Here is a 20,764-nt window from a genome sequence, read left to right as displayed (position 1 = left end):
TGTTATAAAGATTATATTTTTAAGCAAAATATAAGGTTTGTGTGTGAAAAAATTACTAGATTGTTTTGACTATCTTAAACGTTACCATTCCGATATACTCGATGTTTTGAGCATTATGCTGGAGCTTTTTGTCTTTAAACGTGAGAATCCTGAAGGCATTGCTGATTTGATTATCAAAGCCCACAGGCGAAAGCCCATAAAAGAAGACTTTGAATCTAGTTTGAAAAGCTTAATTGGCGATGAATTATATGTCCCCATAAATAATAACGCAAATGTGCTAAAAGTTCTAAAAGTCCTATCTACATCAAGTATCGAAATCAAAGATATAGAACAATTCCTGCATATAATTTCACAAAAGCGAACTACAAATAAACTCTATTATTACTCCACACCAAAAGAAGTAAATGACCTACTTGTGCTTTTACTCGAATTGCACGATAATGACGAAGTGTATAATCCCTGCTATGGAATCGGCAGCATTTTCCTTAGCATAGGCAGCATTAACCCTTATGTAAAGCTTTATGGCGAGGATTTGGATGAGCGATTGCTAAATATCGCCAAGCTCATCGCGCGATTTAGCCGCATAAAAGAGTATCATTTGTGCGTAAATGACATTTTAAAACAGCCCGTATTCAAAATTGACGACAAATTGCAAGAATTTGACAAAGTGATATGCAATCCGCCACTTTACGCACACATGGGCGTAGAGCAACTAAAAGAGGATGAAAGGTTTAGCAAAATCGGCATTTTAGCCAAAAATTACCCAGAACTTGTATTTCTAACCCACGCCTTAGCGCATTTAAAAAATCGCGGCGTCTTCATCGTGCGAAATCAAACCCTGCAAAAAAGCTTTTTAGAGGAAAAACTACGCGAAAAGCTAGTCAAAGAGCGAATGATACAAGCCGTAATCGAGCTACCCAAAAACATTTTTCCAAATCAGGCAAATGACTTTTCAATCCTTGTTTTATCGCATAATAACACCGATATTTTGCATATTAATGCGAATCATCCGCACTTTTATATAAAGGATGGGAAGTATAATCAGCTTGTGAATATTCAAGAGATTGTCGAGATTTTTAAGCTTAAAAAACAGGGCGATTTTAGCAAAATCACGAACTTAGAAGAGGTCAAAATCCACGATTTACGCGCGAGTTATTATATGTCAAACGCCAAAGAGAGTAGCGATAATCTGCGGCTTGGCGATATGAATGTGGAGATTTTCCGCGGACAGCGCGTGTATGGGAGCAATAAAGATTCTATGATTGAGTATTATGATGTTGGCATTGCGGACTTCGCGCCGTGCGGCTTTAGCACGCATTTTGAGAATAAAAAAACACAAGGCGATTTGCACAAGATTCACAAATATCGCCTGCGTCCGTATGATATTTTGCTTAGTTTAAGGGGAATCATTCCTAAAATGACCATCCTAAATGAGAATGTCGATAGCTTTATCGCGGTGGCAAATGCGGGGATTTTGATACTGCGACTGCGGGATAAGAGCGAGGCTGTGGGGCTTTATTGTTATTTTTTTTCTACGGCTGGATTTGAGATTTTGAGTGATTTGTATGAGAAAAGTGGCGATGGGATGATTTATACAAATGAGCTACTTGAGATTAGAATCCCGCCTAATTTCCTAAAGGGAAGCCGGGCTAAAATGGAAAAAATCGAGGAATTGAAAGCAGATTTTGAAATACTTGAAGCACGCCTAGAGCGATTAAAGCAAAGCTAGATTTATAAAATATATCTATGAAAAAATCTTACTCAAAGCCGGGGTTGTGGAGGGAAAGGGCGTTATTGCATAGCATTCCCCATGAGTTTGTAGTGCCTAGTTTTACGCATTCATCAAGCGCCTTTTTACTTGCGTCCATATTTTTTAGTGTGTAGTTAATATTTGCGATTTTATAGAATCTTTGTTGTTTATCCTCTGTTGTAAGCTGAAAATTATTCACCACGTCTAGCTCTTTCAAAGCTTCGTTATAGTTATTTTCATCCACAAGTGAGTTAATATGAATGAAATTCACATACGGACTAAAGCTATAATCCTTATTTAGATTCTGTAATCGCATAATAGTCGCCGCTTCTGTCCTAAGAGCCAAAGGGTCGCCTTTATGCTGGGCTTCATTTAAAAGCGTAAAATGCACATTTATCATCCTTTTATCATTTGGAAACCAAGTATCCATTTTTTTACTAAGATTCAAAGCCTCATATCGCGTTCCCTCGTCATTATAATACGCATTAAACATCTTAAATGCAATGTCATAATACTGCTTATTCCCTGTAGCATAGGCTAAGTCTAGGACATCTTTCCCTGCTACAATGCCTTCTTTATTGCGACCTAAGGCAAAAAGCGTATTAGATTCTAAATATAGCCATTTTAGCTGGTTATCGCCATCTTTTATATGCTTATTTAGCCCGGAGAATAAATCTTGTGCCTTTTGATATGATGTCTTATCATATAAACATTGAAAGGCTTCAAGGCTTTGAGCTACATTTAGCGTGACTTTAGACGCGCGACTTAGCACACCTGCTACGCCATCGCAATTTTTCTCATTTAAAAATGCTAAGACTTCATTATCAATAGCCGTTTGCAAAATGGGCGAATCTGGCGGTAAGTAATCCTGCATTTCCACAATCTTTTCATAATCTTTATTTTCTAAATACAACTTCGCCTTTAAATCATAAGCCTTTTTGCTAAACTCGCTATTTGGATAACTAGCAATTATTGAATCATATCTCTGCATTTTTGAGTTATAATCGCCACTTACTTCAAAAAGTAGGCTATTATCACGCGCACGCACATTTTCGGCTAGTTTATGGCTAGGATGATAGTGTAAAAAGTCTTGATTCAACTTATGTGCTTTATCAAAATCGCCTATTTTTGCATAATAATCTGCGGCTTTATTTAAAAGCTCGGCGTGTTTATCACTTTTCACATCCACATAGCCGCTTAAATATCCTGCGATTTGTGCGGCTGGTTGCCATTGCTCCTCTTCTTCTAGCTCTTTAATGATTTCATAGCTTTCATCTTTATCGATTAGAAAATATGCTGGGAAAACGCTAAAGACTTTATTAAATAATTCATTTGCAAAGGCAAAATCTTTATTGCGAATGGAAAATCTAGCCCATGATACTGCCACTTGTGCTGCCGTATCCACATCTTTTGCTTCTTTATATGCTTCTCTATAAATTAATGGAGCGCGTTTCATATCGCTTGGGGCTTTTAGCATGTTTGCGATTTGCATTTTAGCTAGTGCTGCATATTTCGTGTTTGGATATTCATCTCTTAAACGCGTTAGATAATATTGTGCGTCCCTTGCCTTATTTTGCTTTAAAAATGTTTTTGATAAAAGATACATTACTTCAGGCACATTATCATCACTTGCATAAGCCTTAACCCACTTTACACCCGCATCGATTAGATAGTCTTGTGACGCCTTGTCATTATTATGCGATAAAGCCACGATTGCATAGTGAATCATATCTTTGATAAAAAGGCTATTTGGATAGGTTTTCACCGCCTTACCGATACGCTCCAAAGCGTCTTGATATTTCTTTTGATTCATTAAATTTCGTATTTCCATAAATTCTTCTAAATCTTTACCAGCCTTGTAATCAAGCGGCTTACGATTTATATCAAGCTCACTAATGATAGGCGTAGAAGTCTTTGGAATGCTAACAGGGAAATTTATAGAATCTCTTTTCTCTAAATTATCCTCCGGGTGCAAAAATGGCAACTTTTTATAAAATGCCACGATTTGATAGCTCTTAGATTCACTCCCGCGTGTAACAGGTATGGGCTTTTCAGTCTTTAAATCACCAAAAACGCTAAAAAGTTTCAGCTTTGCGTTATTTAAAGGTGTAATTTCAATCGCCATATTGCGTTTATCAGGGTCTTTTGCGTTTGGGTCTTTTGGCTCCATTTTGTAGCTAAAGGTTAGCATTGAGCTTTTTGTAGGGTTAAAGCCACTTTGTGGAATGCCTTGAATGCGACATGTGATTTTCTCCACATCGCCTGTGATTTTAAGGCTCTCTTCACAGCTAAAAGGGAAATCATTTCGCAGATTCAATACCGCAAAGGTTTCATTCTCTTCCCTACCATAATTTAGCTTTATATCAAGGGCGTAAAGTGCGTGGCTTACGAATAAAATGGCAATAATATAGAATCTAAATTGCAAGTTATTTACCTTTAAATATTTATTTCGCATTTTTTTATTTCGCAATTATAAGATAAAATCATTTATTTTTGCTTATAATACTATTATTTTATTTATTTTTTAAGGAGTAGAAATGAAATTTAGCGGTAAAAATGTATTAATCACAGGTGCATCACGTGGCATAGGAAGCGAGATTGCTAAGGTTTTGGCGTCTTTTGGTCTTAAAGTTTGGATAAATTATAGAAGCAATCCAGATAGTGCAAACGCATTAAAAGATTCTATAGAATCTAGTGGGGGGAAAGCCGCAGTAATCGCCTTTGACGCAGCACATGAAGAAGCCTTTAAAACCGCCATTGAACTAATAAAAGATAGCGATGGCGAACTTAGCTATTTAGTAAATAACGCAGGTATTACAAATGATAAACTTGCCTTAAGAATGAGCGTGGAAGATTTTATGCAAGTAATAGATTCTAACCTTAAGTCGTGTTTTATCGGCTGTCGCGAAGCTCTTAAGGTGATGAGTAAGCAAAGGTTTGGAAGCGTGGTAAATATTAGCTCAATAGTGGGTGAAAAGGGAAATGCTGGGCAGGTCAATTACTCCGCAAGTAAGGGCGGAATGTTGGCGCTCACAAAAAGCTTTGCTTTAGAATCTGGCTTGCGTGGCGTGCGATTTAATTGCATTACTCCGGGCTTTATAGAAACTGATATGACTGCTGGTTTAAAAGAAGAAGTAAAGAATGAATATGTGAAAAATATCCCTTTAGGACGCTTTGGGACAACTAGCGATATAGCTTATGGCGTAGCATTTTTACTAAGCGATTATGCCGCATATATCACAGGCGAAACGCTCCGCATTAACGGCGGCTTGTATGTGTAAAGGATGTGTAAATCTTTTTGATTTTTTATGATTGAATATTTCTGGGTTTAATTTTATGAAAAACAAGCATAAATAGGACGCAGAGCATTCCTGTGAAAATTACTTCGCCAAAGGAGTTTAGCGCCTTTGTCTTGCTAATTATAAATATGCCAAATGACGCGCCAGTCGTGATTGCCGAGAAAAATATCGCGTGGCTTGTGCGTGGATTATCCCCCTCCGTAATGGAGTAAATGCCGTAATCTACGCTAACTACAACCAAAATCAAAAGCGCAAAAAGGTGCATAATATTGACCTCACTATGAGCCGTAACCACGCACAGCGCGGCACTCAAAGGGAATAAAATAAACACAATCGAGCTTAAAAACGAGCCACGACAAGTGATAAAAACCATGCAAATCATAAGGATTAACGCGATAGTAAGAATGATTAGCATCGGCTTATAAATGCTATCAGTGATATTATTCATAAAGTCTTGTAGGCTGCGGGTTTGGATATGCGAATTAGATTCTATAAGATTAGAAATATCATAATTTTTTAAAGTATTAGTTATGGAATCTTGAATAGAATTTTGGACTTGTGGCGAACTTTTAGTGCTATTTTGTTGCGAATTTTCTAAGTTTTTATCTTTATTAGAATCTTGTTTAGATTCTAAATCTTTTTGAAAATTTTGTGCTATATAAAGATATTTTGTAGGGATATTTGCTAGATAGTAAAAACTTTTAGATTCTGTAACTTCGCTAGATTCTATATTAGAATCTTTAGTATTTTCTACGCTTTTAAGTCTAGAATCTATAACTATATCAATGCCTAAGTTATAGATTATTTTTTGTGTGATTTGTGGGGCTTCACCTATTTCATAAGATTCAGTAAAAATATCGATTAGATTTTCTATAAAATCTTGGGCGTTCTCATTCCCTGCACTTTCTTGCAACATTTTAGCCTTTAAATGTGGTAAAAGTTTTTGCAAAGTTTGCTTATTTTCTAGCATATTTTTAGAATCTAAAAGGGCTTTATTTTCGCTCATTTGGGCATTTGTAGGCATTAAGGCAAGGGGGATTATGACTTTAGATTCTATAGAATCTTTAGAATCTTTTATTGGTGATTTTATAGAATCTTGTTTAGAATCTTTAGAAACTAGCGACTTAGATTTTTGTGTTGTGGATTCCATAGAATCTTTAGAATCTTGCAAGTTATCATTTTTAGAATTTTTTGGCGAATTTATTTCATTTTTGTCATCGCTATCATTTTGTGAAAAGTTAGGATTTTTAGAACTTATAGAATCTTCAAAGTTCAATTTAGATTCTATCTCACTATTTATAGCATTTTGCAAATCTTTTGTTAGCAAAATTAGTGAATCTAGATTATCACTACTAAGCAAAACCTGCGAATCTTGCCCACCTAAGCTAGTTTGAAAAAAGTCACGTTCTTTTAACATCGGCTTATTTTGATAATCAAGTTTGCTTAAGTCAAAATCAAGTCGCAAATGCAAAAAAGAAAAAATAAACATCGCCACAGCCGCAATGAAAAAATACCAACTATTAATCACAGGAGCGCGTAAATTCGCCATTTTTAAAAACAGACGTGGTGCTGGAAAGCCGATACGCGGGTAAATAAACGCAAAGCTAATGTAGCAAAAAGTAAGCGAAATAATGGCGTAGAGCGAGAGCTGTGTAAGCAAGGGAAAAGGAATAAAAAGACACGCGCCAAAGCCCACAATCGTGGTAATGTAGCCATAAAAAACGGGCTTATTAAAAGTTGGCTTTTTTAGAGTATAAAGCCCAAAAAAGTTATGGTGCATCATATAATCAATCGCAATATTGCTAACGCCCATCCCAAAGCTAAGTGCCATAATCGTAACCTTAGGATAAATGTAACTTACAGCAAAAATAGCTATGATATTTGCAACAATTAGGGTGCAAATCGTATTAATCGTAAGCAAAGGAATGCGAATAATAATAAAGTATAAAGCGATAAAGACAATGGATGCAAAAGTTAGCAAAAATGAAACTTCTTTTAAAATCAAGTTCAAATTTTCTACGCCCATAAAATTTTGCGAAAAATATCGAATCTGTGGAAAATCTTTTGTGATTTCTTTAAAAGATTCTAAAGTTTTCTTAACATCTTTTTCATCCACGCTTTTCATCTCAATGAGTGCTGCATAGCCATAATCCTTGGCAATTAAAAAGTTAGAATCTCCTTTTGGCAAGGAAAAAATACCCAAAGGGTCAAGCGGATTAAAACCACTATTTGCGATAATTTCTTCAAAATCAATATGGTCTAAGTCAATATTAGAATCTTTAGAACTTTTTATATTAGAATCTTGCGAATTTTGCAAGTTATTTTGTGTGCTAGATTCTATATTATTAGAAGTTTTATCGCCGCTTAACACATTAGATTCTAAAGTTTCATTATTCATAGCTTTATTAATACTTTTATTCAAATTATCCAAATTATTTAAAATAATATTTTCCATTTCTTTAGAATCTAATTTGCGAATTTGCTCCGTTTTTTCCAACGCGGATGTTTTTTCCAAAGCAGATTCTGTCAAACTAGATTCTATCATAGAGTTATGATTTTTAGAACTTTCTAGCATATTAGTATTAATATTTGCAATATAAAAATAATTTTGTGCTATAAAATCACGCATTTCTTTACTTGCTTGTTTTTTAATCAAAATATCTTGCACATTTTCAATATTTTTTACACGCGATAAAAAGGCGTCAAGCTCCCTACGCGCCGCATTATCAAAGCCATTGATTGCCACAAAAATATACTTGCTATCCGCAAATTTATTATAAATATCAATGATTTGCCTGTCCTCATTTTGTGGAAATAAATCAAGGACTTCCTGCGTAATTTTATTATTTGGATAGAGATAAAAAAAAACAAAATACAGGCTAGCCGCGATAAAAAACAATATAAAATTGATATAACGAAACATTTTTCACCTTCATTTTTAAGACAATTTTTGAGCCAAACTACACAAAATAACAAGATTTAATATTCAAAAATTCATAATTTTCTATAAAATTTGTTATTATATAGCAAAATTTTTAAGATTTTGGAATGAAAAATTATGATAAAAGATAGCAATAAGTTTAAAAATTTTCTAATTAGGAATATTAGTATTTTTAGTGATAAAAGTTACATTTATGGTAGTATCCATAGTGGGAAAACTTGCCTTGCCCTGCATCACGCACAAAAATTTCATAATGTAAAATATATAAATTTGGATATGCTAATTTCTATAGAATCTAAAAACAAAGAGTTAGAAAATTTGAAACTTAATAAATATGATTTAGTAATAATTGATAATTTTAAGGCTAATTTCTTAGGAAATTTGAAACTAGATTCTAAATGTATATTTATCGGTGATTATGAGAATGCTCCTAAGGATTTTGATAAAATTTGCCTTTTAGGTTTAAGTTTTGAAGAATTTTTAAGCTTTGATAAAAAAAATACAAGTATTGAATCTAATCTTGCAAATTTCATTAAACAGGGTAATAATATTGAGCTTTTGTTTGTGGATGATTTTAAGAAAACGCAGCGAAAATGGGATATTTTAAAGTGTGCATTACAGAGGGATTTTTTTATTTTTTATTATATGTTAGCTTTGCAAGGGCAGAAAACTAGCACTTATGGAATCTATAAGTTTTTAAAGAAAAATATCAAAGTTTCAAAAGATAGAATCTATGAACTCATAACTTTTTGGCAAAAAAATTGCGTTATTTTTACCTGCGAGCATATTGATAATTTTACGCAAAATGGCAATAAAAATTTTAAGCTATATTTTTGTGATTTCTCACTTAGCGAGTTTTGTGAGAATAAAAGATTTAGTGCGATTTTTGAAAATATGGTCTTTTTGGAGCTAATCTCAATGGGCTTTAATCTCGTGTATAGCGAGCTTTGTGACTTTATTGATACTGAATCTGGCTACATTTTTTTATCCACACCATTTGCTAGCATTGATATGATTAAAAGTCGCGTAGCAGCGATAAAATCGGCATTTCGTAAGGCTAATAACAAATTAGATTCTAAAAAACCCACCACTAAAAACTTAGAATCTTTAGAAAACGCAGTTTCTTTAGAAAACGAAGTTTCTTTAGCAAGTTTAGAATCTACTCAAGCATTGCAAAACTTCACAATCATCGCCATCACAATGAATCTAAACCACACCATAGATTCTAAAACAAACATCATTGAGTTTGCAAATCTCTCGCTTATTTTAAATACTTAACCTATCTACTCACTCTTTAACTCCTGCAAGCACGCTTCAATTTTTTCTAACACAGAATCTATTATCACATTATCAAAAGCAGTGCAAATAAAGCTTGTTTCAAACTGCGAAGGGGCAAAATTTACGCCTTTATCTAGCATTTTAGAATGGAATCTTGCGTAAAATTGTGTATCGCTTTTTGCCGCGCTATCCCAGTCCTTAACAGACGTGTCATTAAAGAAAAAGCCCACCATACTACCACGCACCGCAGTAACCAAAGGCACGTCATATTTTTTAGCCAACTGCGAAAAACCTGTTGCAAAGCGATTTGCCAAAGATTCTAATCTATCATACACACTCAAATCTTTTTTCAAAACGCTCAAAGTAGCCAAACCAGCGGTAACCGCGATAGGATTCCCACTTAAAGTCCCTGCCTGATACACGCCACCTACAGGGGAGAGCAAGTCCATAATATCGCCCCTCCCACCAAACGCAGCCAAGGGCATCCCACCACCGATAACCTTACCAAAAGTGTATAAATCGCCCACGACCTTGTAATATGGATAGCTACCCTTAAAACTCGCCCGAAAGCCACTCATCACCTCATCAATGATTAGCACAATATTATGCTTATCACAAAGCTGCCGCAGATTCTGTAAAAAGCCCACATCAGCGGGAACTAAGCCCATATTCCCAGCAATAGGCTCAATTATCACAACGCCCACATTTTTGCTCGCCTCAATGCACGCTTTTACAGAATCTATATCGTTATACCGCGCCACAAGCGTGTGTTTGGCGACATCAGCTATCACGCCTTTAGAACTCGTCTCGCCAAAAGTCGCCAAGCCACTGCCACTTTTCACCAAAAGGCTATCGCTATGCCCATGATAGCAACCCTCAAACTTGATAATATCATCACGCCCACTAAACGCGCGACCAAGCCGAATAGCACTCATCGTAGCCTCCGTGCCGCTATTGACAAGGCGCACTTTATCCACGCCCTCGCTATTTAGCACGATTTCTTTAGCTAGTTTTGTCTCGCTCTCAGTTGGCGCGCCATAGCTCAAGCCCTTTTTTAGCGCGTGTTCGATTTCTTTTATCACAAACTCGTGACTATGCCCTAAAATGAGCGGTCCATAGCTCTGCACGAAGTCAATGTAAGGATTGCCATCCACATCGATGATATACGCGCCTTGCGCCTCTTTGATAAATCGCGGCGTCCCACCAACGCTAAGAAAGGCGCGCACAGGGGAATTCACGCCACCTGGAATAACCTGCTTTGCCTCATTAAAATCATTAATGCTACCCATAATCTCCGCATCATCCATATTCTTTTGCATTTTTGTCCTTTGAATGTGTTTTAAAATGTAGATTGTAGCAGAAAATAAAATCTAGAATCTATATTTCATTTAAAAATAATGTAGCATAGGCGATGTTGTTGTAAAATTTTTGTGCCTTTAAATTATATTTATTTTGCAAAAAGCAATCGTAAAAAGATATAAGAAAAAAAAGAAAAGATACATAATCTTGGCTTTTTTGACATATTTTGCCATATTTTCTTTGCTAATTTTTGCCTTTTTTATTGACACTAAACGATAGATTTCGCCAGCTAGAAAAATTATGCAAACAATTATCATTAATGAGATTTTGGAATCTAAAATAAAATTTCGCATCGCAAGCAAGAAAATGCCTGTGGCAAGGGCAACGCAAAGCAGAAATATCGTAATTGGCGTGATAAAATACATCTTGTGATTAAGGTTAAGATAAGTTTTGAAAGTGAAAAGCGTGTAAAGATACCACAAATATGGGATGAAAAAAAGGCAGGCAAAAATCTCATGAATGAGCGTTCCTTGCAAATAAGAATCGTTAAGAAAAATACTAAAATCTATATCATTATCCATATAAAACCTTTGAAATTTGAAATTTTATTTTAATTTTACTATAAATTTCAGCATTTTGGTAAATTGTGATAAAATTTGCGTAAATAAAGTTGTGATATAATAGCGATTTTATGGAATCTTTATTGCATTTTGAATGCGTAAAATTTAGTTGGTGAAAGTTATGAAAATATTTTTAATAGTTATGATATTTGTAATATTTCAAGGGATAAACTTAGCACAAGATTCTAAAGTAGATTCTAAAAAAGCTAACTTTGAGAGTAAAAAAGTTAGCGATAGTGCCAAAAAAAATACTAGCAAAAAAGATTCTAAAACAAATTCTAAAAATGCTAATTTAGAATCTAATAATATTAAAGATTCTATAACTTTAAAAGAAATTCCTATCCCAAATCTAAAAACTGATAAAGTAGCAAAAGAGAAACTTTATCCACATATTACAATGCAGTTTGGGCTGAATAAAAAGAAAAAAAACAAGGTGCTTAAAAGCGTTATTTCTAGCAAGATTTCAAGCCCACTTTTTAATGATTCTAAAGATATTTGCAAGGATTTATTTATGAGTGCCTTGCAAGATTTGCAAAATCAAGCGCTCCAACTAAAAGCCTCAAAAATTCTAAATATCATAAGTAATGAGAAAAAACCACAAAATGCAAAAACCTTTAGCTGCGATGTTGGAAAAATGTTTAGCAAGGTGACTTTAAAGGCGGATATTGTGAAGTGAAAAAATAGAAAATAATTAGTTGCGTTTGTAGTCATCGCTTAAACGCACGATGTCATCTTCGCCCAAGTATTCGCCCACTTGCACTTCTATCATTACTAAATCAATTATTCCGGGGTTTGTTAGCCGATGCACTTCGCCCATCGGGATGTATGTGCTTTCATTTGCCTTTAAAAATATCTCACGTTTCCCAACTTGCACGATTGCAGAACCACTAACGATTATCCAGTGCTCATTTCGATGAAAGTGCTTTTGTAGGCTCAAACGCTGTTTTGGCTTTACTACAATGCTTTTTAGCTTATAATTTGGCTTTTCTTGCAGCACGGTGTAGCTGCCCCATGGGCGAAAAGCGGTGTTATGAACCACGACTAGCTCGCTATTTTTCTTTTTTAATTGCTCCACGATTTTTTTCACATCTTGCGTTTGCCCCTTTTTTGCAATTAAAAGCACATCGCTACTATCGACCACCACAAAGTCATTTACGCCTATCATAGCGACATTTTTTTCCGCCAAAATAAGATTATTTTTAGAATCAATACTCTCAATCTCGCAGGTTTTCGCATTGCCATCGCCGTCTTTCTCATATTCGCTATCAAGGCTGTCAAAGCTACCGACATCATTCCAAACAAAATCGCCCACAATCATTTTAAGCTTTTTAGTTTTTTCCATCACAGCGTAATCAATGCTAAGTTCTGGAATCTTCTCACTCAAAGTCTTATCAAGCCGTAAAAATTCGCCGTTTTTAGAATCTAATTTAGAATCTTTTGACTTAGAATCTAGCGTTTTAGATTCTATATTAGAATCTTTATAAGACTTCTCAAACGCCGTCACACACGCATTATAAATTTCTTTTTGATACGTTTTCATTTCATCTAAAAGCACATTTGCTTTATAGCAAAACATTCCGCTATTCCAAAAGAAATTGCCTTCTTTTACGTATTTTTGCGCGGTTTTAATATCTGGCTTTTCATGGAATGCACGGACTAACAAGCCGCTAGATTCTATGTTTTGTAGGCTTTTAGAATCTTTTTTCACGCCGCTAGATTTAGAATCTTTAGAATCTATTTGAATATATCCATAGCCTGTGTGGGGCGTATTTGGCTTGATACCAAAGGTAACGATATTGCCACTTTCTGCAAGTTTCAGCGCAGATTCTACGCAAGATTTATACTTAGGAAAATCATGGATTATATGGTCACTTGGGAGTGTTAAAATCACTTCATTTGGGTTAGTTTTAGCGGTTAGCAAAGCAGCAAAAGTCAAGGCAGCAGCGGTATTTTTAGCAATAGATTCTAAGATAAAACTCTGCACTTTTATACCCACTTCAGCGGCTTCATCAAGGGCTAAAAAATAATGTTTATCATTTGTAATCACCTGCAAACTATCATTTTTGCCTAGCAGTTTGACATTTCGCTCAAGCGTCAATTTAAAAAGTGAATCATTGCCGATAAGGCGTGCAAATTGTTTAGGCATAAGCTCACGCGAAATAGGCCAAAGTCGCGTGCCAGAGCCACCGCAAAGGATTGAAATAACCATTTTTTTCCTTTTTTTAGAATCTAAATAGCCAAATTATATAAATTTAGTTTTAAGAATGGTAAAATTATTTTATTTTTGTTTAGAAACTTGAAAGGTTATAAAGTGAAAGAAATTAGCATAAATGAAGTTTTTACTATGATAAAGTTCTTAAAAAAAGAAGTTGCGGCGGCTGGGTTTGAACGCGTTATAGTTGGTCTTAGTGGGGGCATTGATAGTGCTGTTGTCGCTACGCTTTGTCATTTGAGCTTTTGTGTGGATATTTTGAGTGAAGATTCTATGGATTTGCTTGAAATTAAAAACGCAAAAAGTTCTAAAAAATCTAACTTAAAAGCCCTTTTAATGCCATCTCTAACTTCGAGTAAAGAAAGCATTAATGATGCTTTAAAGCTGTGTGAAAAGTTTGATATTGAGTATGAAATCGCGGATATTAAGGATTTTGATAGAATCTATTGCGAAAAATATGGTGCTACTAACAAGGTTGCAAGGGGGAATTTTTGCGCGAGAATGAGAATGGCTACCCTTTATGATTTTTCGCAAAAAGAAAAAAGATTAGTGATAGGCACGAGTAATAAGAGCGAGTTGATGCTAGGATATGGCACGCTTTTTGGCGATTTGGCTTGCGCTTTAAATCCTATAGGTGGGCTTTATAAGAGCCAAATTTTTGAGTTAGCTAAGTTTTTGCATTTGCCAGATTCTATCATTGAAAAGAAACCGAGTGCTGATTTGTATGAAGGGCAAAGCGATGAAGCAGAAATCGGCTACACATATCAAGAAATCGATACTTTTTTAGAAAAATATTGCGAATATGCTAAGTTTTGGGATAATTTTATAAAGCAAAAAGAGCTAGAAATTAGGGCGAAAAAAAATAAAACAAGAGAAGAATTTTTGGCATATTTAAGCAAAAAATTTGATGTGCAAGATTTAAATGAAAATAATAAAAAGGAAAAAATTATTGAAAAATTATTAACAAAAGACTTTCCTACTGAAATGATAAAAGCCCTAGCACACCGAATAAAAACGAATGCCTTTAAGGCAAATCCAACAAAAATTTTAAGGAAAATATAAAAATGTAAAAGTTTTGCTAAAATTAATGGAATGAAAATTGCAATATTTTGCAATCATGTGGGGAAATTTATGAAAAAGATTCTAATATTTTTATTACTGCTAAACATTGCTCATGCGGCGAAATATCAATTTTTCCTAGGGCTTGGCGCTAGTATGAATGAGGGCAAGCTAAGCACGACTGCTAGCAATCAATACACGCGAAACACAAGCACGGTCAATGAAACAGGCAACCTTTTCTACACAAATACGCAGCATGGCAGCTATGAAAATGGCAATGTAAAAGACATCACAAGCGGCTATGCTGGCTTAGAGGTAACGATTGATAAAGCTGGGATTTTTACGGTGCGAGGCTATGTGAGTGCGAGTTTTAGCAATAGCGTGGATTTTGGCACACTTGATAAAAATTCGCTGCATGATGGCAGTATGCGAAAGTGCAACGCAGGCGAAATGCCTAATCTAAATGTGCAGTGTTGGCGCGATGAGTTTTACAACTCAAATGCAAATGGCGCGACTACGCCTGTGAAATTTAACGCAAATCCGGGCTTTAGCGACACGATTTCAAATAATGCTTTTATGCTGACTTATGGCGTGGGTGTAGATGTGGGTGTGAATTTGCCCATTAGCTTTGTGTGGAAAAAATTGACGAAATACAAAATGGTGGGCTTTCGAGTGGGCGTGTATGGCGGCGTTGGCTATGAATTTACCACTTATAGTCTTGGTAAATTTGATAATCGCACTTATAATAATACGACAAGTGGGGGCGTGACTTGGCGTCCTGACCCTGGTGTCACGGCATATACGCCCGGCACTACGTTAAATACGCAAGATAGCCTGTATATCTCGGGGGCTGGGATGTATGGTAGGGCTGGTTTGAGCCTGTATTTTACGGATAATTTGCGGCTTGATTTTGGGCTGAAAATCCCTATAACTTTTGCAGGTGTGCCAAATGCACGTTCGCAAAAATGGTATTTAAAGGAGCATTATTCACTCCCAGCTGGGCAAAGCGACCCATTCACGCAACAACTTTTAATACAAAATTATAACGTGCAAATTGGCATTCAATGGCACTTCAGCGCAAATGTTTTGTTTTAGATTATAGAGCTAAAAAGCCTATTTTCACTCCCCCAGCGCGAATAAAGGGAGTTTTCAATATCTAGCATATCAAAATACTTGCCAACCAAAAAATTATGCAAGCCATCTAGCGTGCTAATGTGGCTATAATACCCTGCCACAGGGGGTGCAATCACCACGCCGATATTTGCAAGTCGCATCATATTTTCTAGCAAAATAGGGCTAAGTGGCATCTCACGCACCGCTAAAACTAGCCGCCGCCGCTCTTTCAAACACACCGCACACACACGCGTCAAAAGATTTTCTTGCAAACCATTTGCTACGCCAGAGAGCGTATTGCTACTTGTAGGCAGCACGATGCAGGATTCAAAGCTAAAAGAACCGCTAGCAAGCGGGCTTGTGATGCTAGATTCTATCTTTAGATTTTGCGTCCTTAAACGCTTAATTTCAGCGATTAAATCAAGGTTTTTCTCTGCCTTGCAAAGCACTTTTGCGTTATTTGTCGGCACGACATAAAGCATAATTTCTTTTGGCAGGTTTTTTATAAAATGAAAAGTTAAATCAATGCAGCTGCCAGCGGAGATTCCAAGCACGATTTTGCGTTGTAAATTTTTGTTTTGTTTAGAATCTTGCACTTTTTTAGAATCTTTAGAATCTAATGTAGATTCTATAATATCGCTAGATTTTTTAGAATCTTTTTTTGGTTTTTTAGATTCTATATTTTTATGTGATTTGTTAGAATCTTTTATTTCAATATTCCTAACTTTTTTAGAATCTTGCTTAGAATCCTTATCACTAACTTTAAAATTTTTAGAGTTATGATTTTTAGAACTTTTTATAAATCTACTTGTAGAATCTTTTATACTTTCATTTTTCATAACTTTCCCTTTAAAAAGTTGTCGAGCGTAAGCCTATACCTATTCTAGAAGTCATAATATTATACTCATATAAACTATCATTATATCCATAAAAATATTGTGCATAAAGTGAAACATATTTACTTACTGCAAAGGCGTAGCCAACTCGAAAATTCCCATGATAGCGTGTATAATCGCTAATCACAGGCGATACTTGCAGCTCGACTAAGTGGCGTTTGTATCGATAATAAAATTTCGCGTCCGCATAGCCCATGTAGTTTGGCAAGTCAGGGTTGTCGCGGCGGCTAGGAATGTAGGGCCACACGCTAAATTGCAAGCCAAAAGTATGCTCTCTTAGCTGCTTTTCCCAAATTAGCTCCGCGATAAATCGCGTCCCGGCTGAACGCGAGCGACAATTTGGCGTAGGTGTCGGGTCTTCAAAGCTAGTGCGATAGCACTCACTCCCGCCGATTCCATTGCTATAATGCACCATCCCAGCGCGCACTTCCTTAATTTTCCCACCCAAAAAGCCCCAATCGCCCGGATATGTGTAATACAAATAAGGCTTGTAAGTAGTATCACGCACAGGGCTTGAGTATCGGTAGTTAAACTGCTGAAACCACATCGTTTGTGTATATGCTAAAAAAAAACTTCCCTTACTCCACAAGGCTCCACGCCACAGCGGAATCTTAAAACTTATTTGAAACTTAAGCTCGCTAGGGATATTATTCCCATAGATTCCATAAGGCGGCAGGCTATATTGATAGATAAAATATGTGCCTTCATGCTCGATTGCATTCATAAAATATTGAAAAGAATTTTCCGCCTTATCGACTCGATTTTTATACTCATTAATGTCAAAAAAGTGATTTTTAACTCGCTCCCAAAAGGATAGTTTTTTATTTTTCTCATTTTCACTGATATTTTGATTCGTATCTTTGTTAGATTCTAAAGTTATAGAATCTGTAACTTTTTGTGTAGATTTGTTATTGTCATTTGTTGTAGAATTTGCAGAATTTATCGGTTTAGAATCTTTTGAATCTTTAGAATCTTTTAAGTCGCTAGATTCTATGTTTTCTACTAAAGTTATAGAATCTGTAACTTTTATAGAATCTTTATTCGCCATTTTTATCAAATCATTTTGAACTTTAGCAGAATCATTAGTTATAAAAAAGCTAACTTTTTTAGAATCTAGATTCTCAATTTGAGCTGAACTTTTATTTTTAGAATCTATAGAATCTATAATATTAGAATCTTGCAAATTAGATTCTATATTTTGCCCATACAAATATCCAAAGAAACAAAAAAACAATAATATTTTTCTACCAAAAGTTATCATTTTCCTAACCTAACAAATTTTACATATATTTTACAAAAAGCAGAATTATAATTTAAAATTGTGAAGTTTAAATGACTTTTTAGATTTTATAATCAAATTTCTAAAGTTCACGCCACATATATTTTGCATTTTATCACTTGATATAATAGGACAAAATATAATATGCAAATTTTTTAGCTATAATCACAACAAATTAATATTTTCCAGAAGTTGTAAAATGCGTGTTATGCAAATTAGTTTTTTTATTTTTATCTTTATGCTAAATTCTTGCGGATACAAGCCCATGGCGTATTTTGCAAATAAAGCATTAGGAGATAAAGTCTGTGTAAAAATGTATCCAAACTTGGAAAATCCTGAAGAATCTATTCGTATAAAAGATACAATAAATGAAGCTATTTACTCACGTTTTCACTCACAAGTGGTTGATGAAAGCGAAGCAGATTCTATATTAAATATTGATGTGCAAAACATTAAAGATGCTATTATTGCTACAAATTCTCAAGGTTTCGCTACTTTTTATCGTGTCTATGTTACTATTCGTTATACTTTTACACATAATGATAAAACTTTTAGCTATGTAAATCCGGGTTATTATGACTATGCAGCATCGCTTACTAGTCCGCTCACAACTTACAATAACCGCTCTGTTGCTATTATAGAAGCTGCTAAACAAAGTTTAGATAGATTTATTTCGCAGGTTGGTTATAGTGCTTCATTTTAGAAACCTAAACTTTCAATATTTTTTAAAACATTACAAGAGATTACAGAATCTAAACTCATTTTAATCTAGATTCTATAACAATAAGATTCTATAAATTATTGAAATCTACTTCGCGGCAAGCTCTAGCGAAATGTTGATTTCCACTTGCTCGCCGATACTTGCAGAGCCGCTTGTCGCGCCGATTCCAAAATCTTTACGATTAATTTGCCCATTTAATGTCAAACCATAAAGCTCTTTTTTTGTCATTTCATTTACGCCCGGACCCTTTAGCTCGCCATTTAGCACGACCTTTTTAGTCACGCCATGCAGCGTCAAATCAGCCTCGACTTTCACGCCATTTTTCACCTTCGTAATTTTCGTAGATTTTAGCGTGCCAGTGGGGAATTTCGCCGCGTCAAAAAAGTCCGCACCCTGCAAATGCTTATCGCGCCCATCATTTCGCGTATTCACAGAAGCGATTTCAATCTCGCCATTTATGGACTTTAGCACTCCTTTGTCGATTTCAGCCTCGCCGCTAAACTTATTAAAATTGCCATCCACGGTCGAAACCACCATGTGCGAAACCTTGAAAGCAACGCTAGAATGCGCCACATCCGCTGTGTAACTCGCCGCATTTAACGCAGTGAAACTACCAAAACCAACAAACCCAGCCAAAATCGTGCTAACAAAAATCTTTCTCATATTTTATCCTTTTATGGTAATTTGCCTTAAAAAAGACTTAATGAAAATATAACTAATAAAAGTAAATAATTGTGAAATTTGTAATGTGAAAAGATTGTAAGTTAGCTTTTGCGTATGTTTATAAAACTAATTTATAGAATCTAACTCATCACACATATTTATAAACTCATTATAATCAACCCAAGATTCTATAATATCAGGTCTACTCTCCTTTATATGTGATAGCTCTTTATCTAGTAGGTTTCTTAAATTTATTCGTGTTTCCTTGTGTGTTTTGAGATATTCTAAAATATCATTTTTACCTACAAACTTACTTTGCACCACCACAATTTCTTCTTTCAAAGCCCTGCAAAAGTCACTAAAATATTCTTGCAATTTTTGTTTTAACTGCATATTTTGCATTATAAAGTCAAATTCAACCTTGGATTCTACAAATAAGCTTAAAGATTCTAAATCTTCTTTTAGATACTTAGAATCTATAAACTCTTGTGTAATGTTTATTTTACTTGTATTTGTGTAGTTGTAAGGATTTGCAAAGATTTTTATGCTGCTAGGCTGCAAGGTGGTTCGCCCCCCCCCCCCCCCGTTATTAGCAGTATTAGATTCTATAAACTTAGAATCTACATTGATGATAGCTGGTAAAATCCTAGCTAGCATTCCCCATTTTTTAGTAGTAGGAAAGTGATTAATATTTGGTGGGTTAAACCCAAATATTTTAGATAGCTCACTAAAAGTTTCAAAGGCATATTTTGGAAACGTCTTTTTAAAATCAAGATAGTAAATTTTATCGCGATTAAGAAAAGCAGTTATAGAATCCATTGCAAATAAATCAAAATTAAACTTAGAAATATTATCCATAAAATTAGAATCTTCTCTATTTATCCAATACAAAGTTCTATTTTTTAAAATATCTTTTGGTTTAGATTCTATACTTAATGGCTCTATGGTTTTATGCCAATCTACATAAGAATTATTCAGTGCTGATTTTAGTCTTTCTAGTGGGTCCCGCACAATGTATAGAATCTTTTTATCACTTTTATATGTAAGATGTAAAAATTTATGTATATCATTTATATTTTCCTTGTAGTGTGAACCTGCGTAAAGAATAAAAAAGGCAAGTTTATGCATACTATCTACATTTTTATAATTTATAAGATTGTATTGCTCATTGAAAAATAGTCTAAAATTAGCATTATGATGTGGCACAGATTGCACTCCACAGAATCTAAGCATGTCTAGACAAGCATCATGAGCACTAAAACTAGCCGCTAAAAAATAGAAATTATAATAATTTGGCAATGGCAAATTTAAACTATAAGCCACATCATCAGTGATATATTTATAATTAATCTCATCTGGGTTTAATAATGGATAGAAAGGCGAATCTGCATACTTTTCCTTAAACTCATTACTAGAAAGCCACTCTTTTATCTTATATAAATTTTTTCTAATAAATCTTTGTGTTACCTTATTAGAATCTTTAAACTCTAGCATAGAATCTAAAATTACATTTTTTATATTAATATCATTAAAACTATTAGCAAAGTTATAAATTATTCTTTCATACCTAACTTTTCGTATTGTAATTCTTAAATTTTTTAATTTACCTTTTAATGACATTTTTTCTCCTTATT

The 20,764-nt window shown here is 34.7% G+C and carries 16 protein-coding genes; 7 read left to right on the top strand and 9 right to left on the bottom strand.

Going from position 1 to position 20,764, the window contains the following annotated elements:
• Positions 1–43: 43 nt before the first annotated feature.
• On the top strand, positions 44–1,729 hold the full coding sequence (locus LS64_RS03865) for an N-6 DNA methylase (protein WP_034572785.1): 1,686 nt from the start codon (positions 44–46) through the stop codon (positions 1,727–1,729).
• A 28-nt stretch (positions 1,730–1,757) separates the two neighbouring features.
• Here LS64_RS03865 and LS64_RS03860 read toward each other — a convergent pair whose 3' ends face one another.
• The gene (locus LS64_RS03860) at positions 1,758–4,205 is read right to left on the bottom strand and encodes a tetratricopeptide repeat protein (RefSeq protein ID WP_052062782.1); all 2,448 of its coding nucleotides are present in this window, start codon (positions 4,203–4,205) and stop codon (positions 1,758–1,760) included.
• An 82-nt stretch (positions 4,206–4,287) separates the two neighbouring features.
• On the opposite strand from LS64_RS03860, the gene fabG reads away from it, so the two are divergent.
• Positions 4,288–5,031: a 3-oxoacyl-ACP reductase FabG gene (fabG, locus tag LS64_RS03855; RefSeq protein WP_034572791.1), complete on the top strand. Its 744-nt coding sequence runs from the start codon at positions 4,288–4,290 to the stop codon at positions 5,029–5,031.
• Positions 5,032–5,056: 25 nt separating this feature from the next.
• Here fabG and LS64_RS03850 read toward each other — a convergent pair whose 3' ends face one another.
• The gene (locus LS64_RS03850; protein WP_034572793.1) at positions 5,057–7,972 is read right to left on the bottom strand and encodes an MMPL family transporter; all 2,916 of its coding nucleotides are present in this window, start codon (positions 7,970–7,972) and stop codon (positions 5,057–5,059) included.
• Positions 7,973–8,107: 135 nt separating this feature from the next.
• On the opposite strand from LS64_RS03850, the gene LS64_RS03845 reads away from it, so the two are divergent.
• Positions 8,108–9,268 (top strand): ATP-binding protein, encoded by a 1,161-nt coding sequence (locus tag LS64_RS03845; protein WP_034572796.1) that lies wholly within the window; start codon positions 8,108–8,110, stop codon positions 9,266–9,268.
• A 5-nt stretch (positions 9,269–9,273) separates the two neighbouring features.
• On the opposite strand, the gene hemL is transcribed toward LS64_RS03845, so the two are convergent.
• Together hemL and LS64_RS03835 are read right to left on the bottom strand one after the other, a co-directional pair.
• Positions 9,274–10,587: a glutamate-1-semialdehyde 2,1-aminomutase gene (hemL, locus tag LS64_RS03840; protein ID WP_237416237.1), complete on the bottom strand. Its 1,314-nt coding sequence runs from the start codon at positions 10,585–10,587 to the stop codon at positions 9,274–9,276.
• Positions 10,588–10,704: 117 nt separating this feature from the next.
• Positions 10,705–11,148, bottom strand: a complete 444-nt coding sequence (locus tag LS64_RS03835; RefSeq protein ID WP_034572304.1) for a hypothetical protein — start codon at positions 11,146–11,148, stop codon at positions 10,705–10,707.
• Between the two features lie 160 nt (positions 11,149–11,308).
• On the opposite strand from LS64_RS03835, the gene LS64_RS03830 reads away from it, so the two are divergent.
• Positions 11,309–11,863 carry a hypothetical protein gene (locus tag LS64_RS03830; RefSeq protein WP_052062525.1) on the top strand — a complete coding sequence of 185 codons (555 nt, stop codon included), beginning with the start codon at positions 11,309–11,311 and terminating at the stop codon, positions 11,861–11,863.
• Between the two features lie 15 nt (positions 11,864–11,878).
• Here LS64_RS03830 and LS64_RS03825 read toward each other — a convergent pair whose 3' ends face one another.
• Positions 11,879–13,396, bottom strand: coding sequence for a sugar phosphate nucleotidyltransferase (locus LS64_RS03825; protein WP_034572301.1), 1,518 nt, complete (start codon positions 13,394–13,396; stop codon positions 11,879–11,881).
• Positions 13,397–13,498: 102 nt separating this feature from the next.
• On the opposite strand from LS64_RS03825, the gene LS64_RS03820 reads away from it, so the two are divergent.
• Together LS64_RS03820 and LS64_RS03815 are read left to right on the top strand one after the other, a co-directional pair.
• Complete coding sequence (locus LS64_RS03820; RefSeq protein WP_052062524.1) at positions 13,499–14,461, top strand: NAD+ synthase; 963 nt, start codon at positions 13,499–13,501, stop codon at positions 14,459–14,461.
• Between the two features lie 69 nt (positions 14,462–14,530).
• Positions 14,531–15,553 (top strand): outer membrane beta-barrel protein, encoded by a 1,023-nt coding sequence (locus tag LS64_RS03815; protein ID WP_052062523.1) that lies wholly within the window; start codon positions 14,531–14,533, stop codon positions 15,551–15,553.
• Here LS64_RS03815 and LS64_RS03810 read toward each other — a convergent pair.
• A complete protein-coding gene (locus tag LS64_RS03810) occupies positions 15,550–16,410 on the bottom strand; it encodes a UbiX family flavin prenyltransferase (RefSeq protein ID WP_081948334.1) in 861 nt (286 codons plus the stop codon). The genes LS64_RS03815 and LS64_RS03810 overlap by 4 nt on opposite strands.
• A gap of 10 nt (positions 16,411–16,420) precedes the next feature.
• Positions 16,421–17,728 (bottom strand): phospholipase A, encoded by a 1,308-nt coding sequence (locus LS64_RS03805; protein ID WP_052062522.1) that lies wholly within the window; start codon positions 17,726–17,728, stop codon positions 16,421–16,423.
• A gap of 226 nt (positions 17,729–17,954) precedes the next feature.
• On the opposite strand from LS64_RS03805, the gene lptE reads away from it, so the two are divergent.
• A complete protein-coding gene (lptE, locus tag LS64_RS03800) occupies positions 17,955–18,449 on the top strand; it encodes an LPS assembly lipoprotein LptE (RefSeq protein WP_237416410.1) in 495 nt (164 codons plus the stop codon).
• Between the two features lie 105 nt (positions 18,450–18,554).
• On the opposite strand, the gene LS64_RS03795 is transcribed toward lptE, so the two are convergent.
• Both LS64_RS03795 and LS64_RS03790 read right to left on the bottom strand, forming a co-directional pair.
• Positions 18,555–19,130: a YceI family protein gene (locus tag LS64_RS03795; protein WP_034572297.1), complete on the bottom strand. Its 576-nt coding sequence runs from the start codon at positions 19,128–19,130 to the stop codon at positions 18,555–18,557.
• Between the two features lie 126 nt (positions 19,131–19,256).
• The gene (locus LS64_RS03790; protein ID WP_118977155.1) at positions 19,257–20,750 is read right to left on the bottom strand and encodes a DUF2972 domain-containing protein; all 1,494 of its coding nucleotides are present in this window, start codon (positions 20,748–20,750) and stop codon (positions 19,257–19,259) included.
• Between the last annotated feature and the right edge of the window lie 14 nt (positions 20,751–20,764).

The organism is Helicobacter saguini, assembly GCF_000762875.2.
Taxonomy (GTDB): Bacteria; Campylobacterota; Campylobacteria; order Campylobacterales; family Helicobacteraceae; genus Helicobacter_A; species Helicobacter_A saguini.
Note: the sequence above shows the minus strand (reverse complement) of the source record. Positions and strands in the feature narration are given on the sequence as shown.

What these genes read in the sequence shown, in the direction of transcription:
- LS64_RS03860 (WP_052062782.1), bottom strand. Translation starts at nt 4,205, where the DNA reads ATGCGAAATAAATATTTAAAGGTAAATAACTTGCAATTTAGATTCTAT.
- fabG (WP_034572791.1), top strand. Translation starts at nt 4,288, where the DNA reads ATGAAATTTAGCGGTAAAAATGTATTAATCACAGGTGCATCACGTGGC.
- LS64_RS03850 (WP_034572793.1), bottom strand. Translation starts at nt 7,972, where the DNA reads ATGTTTCGTTATATCAATTTTATATTGTTTTTTATCGCGGCTAGCCTG.
- LS64_RS03845 (WP_034572796.1), top strand. Translation starts at nt 8,108, where the DNA reads ATGATAAAAGATAGCAATAAGTTTAAAAATTTTCTAATTAGGAATATT.
- hemL (WP_237416237.1), bottom strand. Translation starts at nt 10,587, where the DNA reads ATGCAAAAGAATATGGATGATGCGGAGATTATGGGTAGCATTAATGAT.
- LS64_RS03835 (WP_034572304.1), bottom strand. Translation starts at nt 11,148, where the DNA reads ATGGATAATGATATAGATTTTAGTATTTTTCTTAACGATTCTTATTTG.
- LS64_RS03830 (WP_052062525.1), top strand. Translation starts at nt 11,309, where the DNA reads ATGAAAATATTTTTAATAGTTATGATATTTGTAATATTTCAAGGGATA.
- LS64_RS03825 (WP_034572301.1), bottom strand. Translation starts at nt 13,396, where the DNA reads ATGGTTATTTCAATCCTTTGCGGTGGCTCTGGCACGCGACTTTGGCCT.
- LS64_RS03815 (WP_052062523.1), top strand. Translation starts at nt 14,531, where the DNA reads ATGAAAAAGATTCTAATATTTTTATTACTGCTAAACATTGCTCATGCG.
- LS64_RS03810 (WP_081948334.1), bottom strand. Translation starts at nt 16,410, where the DNA reads ATGAAAAATGAAAGTATAAAAGATTCTACAAGTAGATTTATAAAAAGT.
- LS64_RS03805 (WP_052062522.1), bottom strand. Translation starts at nt 17,728, where the DNA reads ATGATAACTTTTGGTAGAAAAATATTATTGTTTTTTTGTTTCTTTGGA.
- lptE (WP_237416410.1), top strand. Translation starts at nt 17,955, where the DNA reads ATGCAAATTAGTTTTTTTATTTTTATCTTTATGCTAAATTCTTGCGGA.
- LS64_RS03795 (WP_034572297.1), bottom strand. Translation starts at nt 19,130, where the DNA reads ATGAGAAAGATTTTTGTTAGCACGATTTTGGCTGGGTTTGTTGGTTTT.
- LS64_RS03790 (WP_118977155.1), bottom strand. Translation starts at nt 20,750, where the DNA reads ATGTCATTAAAAGGTAAATTAAAAAATTTAAGAATTACAATACGAAAA.